The sequence below is a fragment of the Paenibacillus sp. P4_A9 genome, assembly GCF_056402415.1.
On sequence record NZ_JBFUHL010000105.1, the window covers coordinates 1 to 10520 of the forward strand.

Here is a 10520-nt window from a genome sequence, read left to right on the forward strand (position 1 = left end):
ATTGCTTGAGTGCAAGCGCATACAAATTCGGCATATATTTCTTAAGATCGTCTTCCGTGTATTTAGCGGATGCATTCTTCAACATTTCTGCATCCCAACTTGCAAACACATCTGGGATATCATTGGAGGCATAAAGCAGATTCATCTTCTGAGGGAAGTCTGCATCAGGCGCTCCCGTAATGATCAAGTTCTGACCCAGCTTTGCGTTAATTGCTTTCATGTTTTCTGCATCAGCATTCGGCGTGAACCGACCCGCAAACATTTTAATATCGTACTTTTTTGCTACTGCCGGTTGCGTCGCTGCTGCTGCAGCTGTAGCTGCAGGCGAGCTAGTCGAGCTAGCCGTATTGTCTTTGGCACACCCCGTTAAAGCAGATGCAATGAGCAAGGATGAGAGTGATGCAACAACTACTGTTTTTTTCGACATTTGTGAACCCTCCTGTTTTTTGTGAAAAATTATATATAAAGGTTTACACCGATATACCATTATCCTTTTACAGCACCAACCATAATCCCTTTAACGAAATATTTTTGCAGGAACGGATAAACGCATACGATCGGAATGATGACAGCCATGAGAATCGCTGCTTTAACGGATTCTGGCGAATACTGCTGCCCCTGCATTTCCAACACACTCAAGTTTAATGAAGCGTTCGCACCTGACATTTGATTGGCATTATCCAGCACTTCTCGAAGTATGATTTGCAATATTCTGATTTTCCCGCCAGACGTATACATCAGCGCATCAAACCAAGCATTCCAATGTGCAACCATCGTCCAAAGCGTAACTGTCGCTATGACGGGAGCAGATAACGGGATGACGATACGGAAGAAGATCAGCAAATCATTGGCTCCGTCTATTCGTGCGCTCTCTTCCAGTTCTTCCGGTATGGAGTAGAAGAAATTTCGCAGAATGATAACATTCCACGCACTGACTAAACCAGGTAAAACCAAGGCCCAAATCGTATTAAATAAATGCAGTTCGCGAATCAGAAGATAGGTCGGTATGAGACCCCCGCCAAAAAACATTGTAAACACGACGATCCACATCCAAAACTTGCGTCCCCATAATTGTGTCTTTGCAAGCGGATAAGCAAGCATAGCGCTTACAACCACTGTCAAGAACGTACCCAATATGGTTCGGTATATCGTCCAATAATATGCCTTGAATATCGTTCCGCCTAAAAAAATGCGCTTATACGCATCTAGCGTTGGATGGCTTGTAAAAAGATGTAAACCGATAACACTCGCTTCAGCCGGCTTGCTAAACGAAATTACGACTTGCTGCCAGAACGGATAAACGATGGTGAGACACAAGAGCAACAATAAAGTAATATTAATCACACTAAACGACTTGTTCGCTAACGTATGCTTAGATTTCATTCCTTCTCCTCATTTCTTTCGCATCACCAAATCGAATGATCCGTAGTTTTTCGCACGATCCAGTTCGTGGAAACAATCAATACAAGTGCGACTACACCTTTACAAAGTCCGACAGCGGTTGCGAAGCTAAACTGAAAGCCTTCAAGACCGATGCGGTACACAAAGGTATCGACGATATCAGACACTCCATAAACAAGTGGATTGTATAAACTCAAGACTTGTTCAAAGCCGGCATCCAATACACTTCCTAGCCGCAATATGAACATGATGCTTATGATAGGTAGAAGACTTGGAAGCGTAATATATAATAATTGTTTGAATCGGCCTGCACCATCAATTTTGGCCACTTCGTATAACTCAGCGTTAATGCCTGCAATTGCGGCCAAGAAAATGATACTTGCAAAACCAACTTCTTTCCAAATATCCGAACCAATCAAAATGGCAATAAAGGGACCCGGCTGTGTAAGCAGGACTTGCGTCTTCCACCCAAGCAATTTGAAAATAAAACCATAGAGGCCGTAACTAGGTGAAAACACCTGGAATACAATTCCGGAAACGACTACCCAAGACAAGAAATGCGGTAGATAAGATATCGTTTGAACGATTCGTTTCAACTTGCTCGACACAATCTCATTGAGCATAAGCGCGAATAGAATTGGAAAAGGAAAGCCTATCACTATTTTCAAGGCGCTGATCCGCAGCGTATTGTAGATGACTTGTTTTAAACTCGCTTGTTCAAAGATAGGTTTAAAATGTTTGAATCCTGCCCAAGGGCTGCCCGTGATCCCATCTATCGGATTAAAGTCCTTAAAGGCGAGTAGAATTCCGTACATGGGGGCATACTTGAAAATTATAAAATATACCAATCCTGGAAGCATGAGGAGAAACAAATATTTTTGTTTCATTATTGTTCTTAGTGTTTGAGTGACCTTACTTTTCGGTTGGCTTATCGTTCGTTCCTTAGTTCCTGTAATCACAGCTTGATTCATAGGCTAACCTCCTGATTTCTATACTTGAATTGTATAAGTTTAGCGAATAGAAGTGAATGAAGAAACTACACAAAAACTGAACTAATTATGAGTGAAACAAAAAAAGACCCTGATCGCCAGAGTCTTTCAAATTATTACTATTTTATTTCAACCATTGTTTCAGGTAGAGACGGTTTGCCGCTTCCGTCATATCATTTCCTATTTCTTTCTTATACTGTTCAATGAATTTATCGAAATCGCCAAGCGTTTTGGTTCCGATCACCACCTCTGCAAACATCCGATTATATTCTTCAAATTTGGTTTTCCCTTTCGTATCCAGGTTCTCACCAGACGTTGAAAGCAGCGGACCGTTAACACGGCTATAATCCCAATCATTGTTCGCCTTCGAATAGAGTCCACTAGCATCTTCCGCATACTTCTTTAAATTATCGATATAGTAAGGCTGGCTCAGCGACTTTTGAATATCCCAGTTATTCCCGCCTGGTACGCTCCAACCGAACCCTTCTTTGGTTTTGGCGTCATTGTTATTAAATTCTTTCTTCACAACAGGTAAGCCATCAACCAAATCATACGTCTTACCTTGGATACCAAAGCTCAGTAGCATGACCAAATCTTTATCATTCAGGATTTTATCTACTGCGCTCATGGCGGCGTGCAGTTTATCTGGATCTTTCTCCAAATGTTTGCCGAATGCAACCGGTGAGTATAGAACGCCTTCGTTTGTAACCAAGGCTGGCTTGATGCCGTTCTTCGCTTTCGGGAACGGAATCCAATCCAATTTGGCTTGAGGAGTTTTGGCAAGCTGCTGTTCAAAGATCGACCCCGGATCGAATGGTTGCTTAATTTTATTACCCAAATAAGCAAACTGATAATAAACGGTATTTCCATTTACCCATTCATTGATAAGCGCGTTATTATCCATCGTGATCCATTCCGGATTGATATAGCCTGCTTTATACCACTTGTTTAGCGTTGCCAGAGCATCTCGCATTTCTGGCATAAACGGAGGATACACCAATTTGTTATCTTTTAATTGCCAGTTGTTGTAAGTTACACCGTATGCAGCAAGTATGGGGTAGAATGACTGTGTAAAAACAAATCTACCACTAGTACTGATTGGATACTTGTTCGGATATTTCATCTTGTAAACCTTAAGAAACGCTTCCCAATCGCTCAAAGTTTGCGGTCTTTTCAAACCAAATTCGTCAAGCAAGTCTTGGCGAATGACAAGACCATAAGGATATGTATTCTGTGTTTGCCCTATAAACACACCAGCCAACTTACCACCTACTGTAAAGCGATTAAAGATGGATTCCTTCGTCTCACCGTAATCCTGATATTGCTTTAAGGCTATCGCATAGGACTGCGGCATGTATGTTTTAAAGTCTTCCTCCGTAAATTTAGCTGTGGCATTTTTCAAAATGTCATCGTTCCAAAAGACACTAAATACATCTGGAAGATCGTTGGAGGCATATAACAAGTTCATCTTATCGGAATAGTTGATATCAGGTACAGCCGATACAATCAAATTCTGGCCTAGCTTTTCTTGTACTTGTTTCATTACTTCTGAATCAGGATTCGGTTGAATCCGGGTCGAAAATACTTTAATGTCGTATTTCTTCTGTACAACTGGTTTCGTAGTTTCGGCTTTGTTCTTAGGTAATGAAGATGATGTACCGCATCCAGTTAAAGCCCCTGTGACAAGCAATGTTACAAGCATTGCTCCGATCCTACATTTATTTACCATCTATCATGCCCCTCCAGTCTACCAATTATTCTACTTTCTTACGAATATTTACCAGATACAAAATCCTTTGGATTCATGCCTACAAATTTCTTAAACATGCGGCTAAAATACTCTGTACTTGCGTAACCTACCTGTTCAGCTACTTCATAAACTTTAAATTTCCCCTCAGTAAGTAACTCTTTGGCACGCTCGATGCGAAAATTATTCAAGTAGTCATTAAAACTAATGTTAAGCTCTTGCTGGACCAGCCTTCCTAGATAAGGGCTGCTCACACCTAATTGTTCTGCTGCGGATTGCAAGGTGATTTCATCCTTGAAATGGATCTGTACATACTTCATTAATTGACGGACATGACTATTACCCGTTTCCATATTTTGAGCTATTTGCATTATGATTTCTTTCAATCGACGATTTAATTCTGGAACGGCTTCACGGTCACTAATAACTTCATTAAAGCTATCCAGTTTGGGTCCACAGACGGCTTTTAGTGCATTATGCTCGATAAAATCCATGAGCACAAACGAGTACTTTTCGTACAACCGAAGCACCTCATTGAAGTTGCTTAGTCCGATTTCCTCTTGCTTGACATACAAGGAGCTTAAAGTCCGCTCCATTAATTGCGGGTGAAAAGCAGACAACGCGTTGCGCAACAGATCAACACGTTCGTTGCTGTTTTTTAAGGAAATCGTGGTACTGCCTAAGCTTAGAATGTCTTGATCTGTTATTAATTTCCCCTTGCCAATAATAAAGCGGTATTGACAAGCCTTCATCGCTTCTAGATACAAGGTTGATATTACTTTGGATGAGAATGGTTCCGTGTTTACCCCACCAGAAATTTGAATACGAAGATAACGATCCAACGCTTGTGAGCATCTCTCGAATATAATGCGCGATTCACCGCTATGTTCTTGTTCAACAACAGAGAAACTCCTGATAATCACGAAATCTCCCGAACCATTGTAGAACAGGTCTGCCCCATCGACCGAATCCAGAATTTCGCCCATCACATTGATGATCGCGAAGGTTAATAAATGCTCATCGCCCTTCCAACGCAAATCAAGTAACTTTTGATAGTAATCAACTGACAAATAAATGACCTCATGACGCCCTGAAAGGTAACGGATATTTAGATAGTCCTTTTTCCGCATAAGAAACTGGTCCTCTGATAAATAACCGAGACAAAGCTCCCGGAACATTTGGTCCTTAATATGCCTACGGTTTAAATAAAGCTCATAATTGGAGTCCTCTTGGTTTGGAATTTTAGAATCCAACTTCGTATCCCAGGTTTTTACTCTTCTTGTAATTTCACGTTCTTGATCAAGTTGATCGGCAAGTGTACATAGCAGTTCCGTAAGAAAAGAGGGGTCAAGCTCCGTTTTGAGAATGTATTCTGAGGCGCCAAGGCGCATGGCTTCTCGAACCAACTGAAATTCGTTATAGGAGCTAAGTACAATAGCTTTAAGGTCTATGCCAAGACTTCGAATTTCGCGTATTAATGCCAATCCATCCATGACAGGCATCTTGATATCAGTAATCAAGATATCAACGCCTCCCCATGCCTTGATCGCATCCAATGCTTCTGCCCCATCAGATGCTTTAGCAACGACCTTAAAACCAAGTTGCTCCCATTTGATTAAGCGATCTAGAGATTCTACAACCATAATATTATCGTCTGCTATAATGACCTTTTTCATGAAGGATCCACCTCTTTCTCCCTGCGTGCCGGAAGTCGTATGACGGCCACCGTGCCGATTCCTACACTGCTCTCTAAATGAACACCATATGACTCGCCATAATACAATTTGAGCCTTTGGTCGACATTCTTGATCCCGATTCTATTCAGACGGCGACCGATGTCTCCGCCACCATTCATAATTTCTTCGATTTTCTCATTTGTCATCCCCACACCGTTATCCTGCAGGGAAAGGATTAAATCCTCTCCCTCTAATTTGACTGAAATGGATAAAGTCGGTTGTTCAATACTCTTATTGAAACCATGAAAAATCGCATTTTCAACTAATGGTTGCAGTAACAGATTCGGTATAAAGTAGTCCATATACGCTTCTTCAATTTCATAATTAACGTTCAATTGCGTCATGTATTGCATGCGTTCAATTCGAATGAAATCTTCCAAGCTTAAAATTTCCGTACGGATTCGAACTAGCCGAGATAAACCGCCTAGCGTTCTTTGGAACAATCGTCCAAGAACTAGCAGAACTTCTGCAACTTTGTCAGCTCCTTCTGCGAGCGCATACATTCTTACTGAGCCAATTGTATTATTAACGAAGTGAGGATTGATTTGATATTGGAGCATTTGCAATTCGATTTCCCCGCGTCGCTTTTCTTCCTCCAAAAGTTTGTTAACCGTTTCCTTTAATCGGATGGCCATGAAGTTAAACGACTTGGACAATAGGTTAAATTCATTATCAAATTGCTTCTCGATTCGAACATCGAAATTACCCGATTGCATCATTTTCATGGCTCCGACCAAGGTTCGGACAGGCTCGGAGAACCGTCTCGCCAACATCCAGGAGACAAGGAGCAAAATGATAAATAATAGGGAACTAAATAGAATCGTTGATTTCGCTATCAATCCAATGTTGCCCGTGAAGAAAGCCTCCGGAACTATTTGCACGACTTGTAAATCCCACTGTGGAAGCTTGTAGTAACCGATGATTACTTTCTGTCCATTAATCGAGGAAGTAAAGCTCCCGGTTGATAACTCAGATGGAACATTCGTAATTCCTTCATCAGATAAACGACCGCCCATCTTTTGTTTATTCGTATGTGAAAGTATATTACCGCTGCCATTTGTGATCATGACCGTCCCAGCACCGCTTTTATTTACATTACGAAATATATCAGAGAAGTTCCTTTCTTCAACAAAAAGATAAACACCTGCGTTATTTGCTGCTCTCACTTGGTAAATATTATCGTATAACCGCCTTCCGAATACATAGTAATCACTTTTAATACCGGTTTCGCTCTTTACAATTTGAATGGTGTGCAACTGAATGCCGCCCTCGTGTTCCATGTCGGCTTGGTACATTTCACTCATTCCTAAGTCCTTTAGAGCTTTGTCATCCACCTTATTAAACGCATACACCAACTGATTATTTTTATAAAATGCGATCGGTCCAATCTGTTCACTTTTATAAAATAACGATCCCATGATATTATCCATGTTCAAATATGCGTCCATCGTTTCCACTTTCGTTGGGTCAAAACTGTTCTGAAACAAAATCGTACGGATTTCTTTCGAGGTAACCATAAAATCCATTGATTTCTTGTACAGCTGCATCTGGAAATCAAGATTTTTGCCCATTTGCTCCAGAGCAGCTTGCATCCCTTGACCTGCGTTCTCCTGAGCAGCATTAACAGATACCAAGTATGAATAGGAACCCAATGCTATTACCGGCAACAGCGTCATTATGATAAATAATAGCAATAGCTTAGATTGGAATGTTTTCATATTTTATTTCGTCCCCCTAGTTAGGCATCCTTTTCAACTATTTAGCCACAAAATCTAGAAGTTGTCATTAAATTTAATTCTACTCATCTGGTCGTTATATGAATAGGGTGACATAATAAAGATTTAGGTAATAAAATTGCTTTATTGCATGTATATAGAAACGCGGCCGTCTTGGACCGGAAAATACAGTCTTAGACTACCGCTCCTGTCATCTTTTGTACGCGCCAGATTGCTTGATATGCATCTTAACTTCGACCTCTGTAATGGATTTCACATTTAAATCTCTAATGGTATTTACATCCCAATCATTCAAATGGTATTTATACGCTTTTTCACTAATATTTAAGACATCAGACTCTTTTTCCACTCCTTTTTTGATCGTCATTAAAATATCTGTTTTAATTTGTTCATTTAATTCTTTTTCAATTTCATGCCAATTTTTGTTCTCTACATTCGTTGATATGAAAGCATTTCCTTTTACAATGACTTTATAGGTAGGTCTATCACCCTTCAAAACTTCAATTTTAGCCCTCGTATTTTTAACAAATACCGCTACCTTTTCTGTTCCGACCGAAAGGGTATTTTCAATGCCTTTAGAAAACCATTTTATTCCGTTTAGGTTCTGTTTACTCAACCAACCTTTGTATTGTTGTTGAGACACGATATATTCGCCGTTTAGTACAAGGACTTTTTTTGCTTTATCTTCAGAAAAATGGTTTTCATCCAGGGTTAAGGAGGGAATCAAAATCGAACCAATTTGCCGGTAATATCTGGATGTAAACTGGTTGTATCTTAAGACAGGTATGATATAATCTCTTGAAATAATGTAATCTGGTTTAAATAGGATGGAATTCAATGGTGAAATATTAAAAAAGATGTCACTTTGCATAACATCTTTTATATTTTCATTTGTACCGAACATTAAAATGTTATATCTAATTAAAGGTGATTCTCCAATTAAGTGCATCACATCTGGAATTTTACTTTTCAGTACATTTTCGCTTACGATAATCGATTGGAGATGCCCCAAATGTAAAGGCATGGCTGTCGATTCTTGTAACGTATTAAATGCTTTTTGAATACTTACACCCTTTGCCTCACCCAAGAGAAATGGCAATTGTTTTGAAACACCTTCTTTTTTGGCAATGCTCCCGAAATTCATACCTTGAATATATAATTCAAATTCCCMTTTTTTATAATCCAGCCCCAAAGAAGAAACAAAGGCGTCTTCAGGGATATCCCTTTGCCCCCAACACCCCGTCAAAAGAGAAAGCATACTGCAAAGGATAATGAAAGGAATCATGTTCCTCATGGGTGATTACTCCTTTTGTCTTGTTGTATCTGTTGGTTCGAATTCGATATTTCGTTTCTTCAACAGTTTGGTGGGCAACTTAACTATTCCTTTTAGCGTGTTAGACCAATTTGGAGATGTAAATGAAACAGCATAGGATTGTCCAAAGCTTTCAAGTGAAAAGACAATCGTAATAATAAAAAAGAATGAAACCATCAAACCATATAGACCCAAAGCAAATGACATGATTAGTACAAAATATCGAAGAAGGACGATATTTCCCGCTAAGTTTTGGTTAATCAACGTATAACTCGATATCGTCGAAATGGAAATCACAACTAACATGGTCGGAGAGGTGAGTCCCGCTCGTATTGCAGCATCTCCGATAATTAATGCACCTAACACGGAAACGGTCTGTCCAATGGCTTTCGGAAGACGGCGTGCCGCTTCTTTAAACAATTCAAACAACGAAATCATAATGAATACTTCCATCGAAGGTGAAAATGGAACTCCAACCCTTGACGTACCTATAGTTGCAAGCAGGGAGAACGGAATTTGCTCATGATGAAATGTTGTTAGAGCGGTGAAGAATCCTGGCAAAAAAATCGTGATAAACAAGGAAGTTAGCCTCATCATACGTACGAAGGATACATAATATAATCCGCTGTTCATATCTTCGGGGGTTAACGATAATTGAGTCAAACTTGTTGGACCAATCAAACACGTTGGGTTTCCATCCACGATGATGGCAAATCGCCCTTGATTGAGGGATTCCACAACAAAATCGGGTCTTCCAACATAATCCATTAACGGGAAAATGGAAAAGGGGGTGTCATACAGCATTTCTTCTAATTGATTACTGCCGCCAAGTATATCAATATGAATTGACGTTAACCGTTTTTGCACCTCGGTCAAGATAGAAGGGTTGAGAATATCCTCAATATAAAGTAATAAAACTTTGGTTTTACTTCTTTGTCCGATGGTATATTCAATGCTTTTTAATGACGTTGTTTTTAATCGTTGGYGGATTAGCGCCATATTATCTGCAATATTTTCCACAAACCCATCTCTTGGTCCTCGAACCGACGATTCCGAGTTTGATTCTTCCGGAGTTCGCTTTGGAGCGTTGGAAATAGGAATGGAAAAAATGCCATTTGACTGAACATTAAAAATCACTAATTCCCCGGAAAAGAGCTTTTGTTCAATTTCGTTTTTGACATTTCTGTCATCCTTAATAGAGCTAACTCCCAAGAGAGTGTTTATTTGGTCAAGAGGTACATCTCCATTCGCCGTATTTATCGCAATGGAAATGCGGGGGAGAATGGTGTCGTTCATAAAATTCATATCCACTAAATTTGGACAATACACCAATTCAAGTACAAGCGTAGAATTAGTGCCTTTATAGGAAGTGCGTACGATATCGGAGGCGTTTTTAAACCACTCATCCAGATCGGTTATGCTTGTGGTGGTTTCTGTGGATGGTTTCATGTTCACGACGCATCCCCTTTGTTTCGACTTAGTAGTAAAAGTATCCCGGCTGTGCATATGAAAAACACCAAACAGACGGGATAATACACCTTAGACATATAGGCATAAAAGGAACTGGAGCTCGACGGTATTAATACACTTATTATGAGT

Annotated in this window: 8 protein-coding genes; all 8 read right to left on the minus strand. The window is 40.0% G+C overall.

Annotated features, from left to right (window positions below; all coding sequences use genetic code 11):
• On the minus strand, positions 1-427 hold a 427-nt coding region (locus AC1DVJ_RS28650), incomplete at its 3' end, for a hypothetical protein (RefSeq protein ID WP_477595900.1).
• A gap of 59 nt (positions 428-486) precedes the next feature.
• The gene (locus tag AC1DVJ_RS28655) at positions 487-1383 is read right to left on the minus strand and encodes a carbohydrate ABC transporter permease (protein WP_477595902.1); all 897 of its coding nucleotides are present in this window, start codon (positions 1381-1383) and stop codon (positions 487-489) included.
• Positions 1384-1406: 23 nt separating this feature from the next.
• Positions 1407-2372, minus strand: a complete 966-nt coding sequence (locus tag AC1DVJ_RS28660; protein ID WP_477595904.1) for an ABC transporter permease — start codon at positions 2370-2372, stop codon at positions 1407-1409.
• A 142-nt stretch (positions 2373-2514) separates the two neighbouring features.
• Entirely contained in the window at positions 2515-4119 is a 1605-nt protein-coding gene (locus AC1DVJ_RS28665) for a type 2 periplasmic-binding domain-containing protein (RefSeq protein ID WP_477595906.1), read from the minus strand.
• Positions 4120-4157: 38 nt separating this feature from the next.
• Positions 4158-5813: a response regulator gene (locus tag AC1DVJ_RS28670; RefSeq protein WP_477595908.1), complete on the minus strand. Its 1656-nt coding sequence runs from the start codon at positions 5811-5813 to the stop codon at positions 4158-4160.
• Complete coding sequence (locus tag AC1DVJ_RS28675; RefSeq protein ID WP_477595910.1) at positions 5810-7591, minus strand: cache domain-containing sensor histidine kinase; 1782 nt, start codon at positions 7589-7591, stop codon at positions 5810-5812. The genes AC1DVJ_RS28670 and AC1DVJ_RS28675 overlap by 4 nt, the downstream gene beginning before the upstream one ends.
• A gap of 208 nt (positions 7592-7799) precedes the next feature.
• Positions 7800-8903, minus strand: a complete 1104-nt coding sequence (locus AC1DVJ_RS28680) for a Ger(x)C family spore germination protein (protein ID WP_477595912.1) — start codon at positions 8901-8903, stop codon at positions 7800-7802.
• 6 nt (positions 8904-8909) lie between these two features.
• Positions 8910-10370 (minus strand): spore germination protein, encoded by a 1461-nt coding sequence (locus tag AC1DVJ_RS28685; protein WP_477595914.1) that lies wholly within the window; start codon positions 10368-10370, stop codon positions 8910-8912.
• Between the last annotated feature and the right edge of the window lie 150 nt (positions 10371-10520).

What these genes read in the sequence shown, in the direction of transcription:
- AC1DVJ_RS28655 (WP_477595902.1), bottom strand. Translation starts at nt 1,383, where the DNA reads ATGAAATCTAAGCATACGTTAGCGAACAAGTCGTTTAGTGTGATTAAT.
- AC1DVJ_RS28660 (WP_477595904.1), bottom strand. Translation starts at nt 2,372, where the DNA reads ATGAATCAAGCTGTGATTACAGGAACTAAGGAACGAACGATAAGCCAA.
- AC1DVJ_RS28665 (WP_477595906.1), bottom strand. Translation starts at nt 4,119, where the DNA reads ATGGTAAATAAATGTAGGATCGGAGCAATGCTTGTAACATTGCTTGTC.
- AC1DVJ_RS28670 (WP_477595908.1), bottom strand. Translation starts at nt 5,813, where the DNA reads ATGAAAAAGGTCATTATAGCAGACGATAATATTATGGTTGTAGAATCT.
- AC1DVJ_RS28675 (WP_477595910.1), bottom strand. Translation starts at nt 7,591, where the DNA reads ATGAAAACATTCCAATCTAAGCTATTGCTATTATTTATCATAATGACG.